Origin of the sequence: Methylobacterium nigriterrae (genome assembly GCF_037106235.1) — a bacterium.
In the GTDB taxonomy this organism is placed as follows: Bacteria; Pseudomonadota; Alphaproteobacteria; order Rhizobiales; family Beijerinckiaceae; genus Methylobacterium; species Methylobacterium nigriterrae.
Genome location: NZ_JBAWTG010000730.1, coordinates 1 through 290, shown reverse-complemented (window position 1 = coordinate 290; position 290 = coordinate 1). Strand labels below are relative to the sequence as shown.

Annotated in this window: 1 pseudogene; it reads right to left on the bottom strand. The window is 79.0% G+C overall.

What is annotated here, in order from left to right:
- Positions 1-290: pseudogene (locus tag WDW90_RS38910) on the bottom strand (glycosyltransferase family 4 protein); the annotation flags it as partial.

The window sequence follows — 290 nt, the reverse complement described above, 5'->3', positions numbered from 1 at the left end:
GCACCACGCCGGGCGGCAGCCCGAAGCGGGCGCGGGCCTGGCCCCGGTCGAGGGAGCTGCGCGTGACCGCGACGCCGTGGTCGCTACGCGTCAGGCGCTCGCGGTAGCGCCTGGGATGGGCCCGGTCGCTCGCCTCCGCATCCGCGGAGACCGCGACGATCCGGCCGTAGAGGCCGAGGCGGCCGAGCCAGCGGTCGAGGATGCGTGCCGCGGCCGGGCTGCCCTGGGCGGTGGTGTTCTGGTTCGCCACCAGGCGGGGCGCGCCGGCACGCCACGCCCTGGGTGCGCCG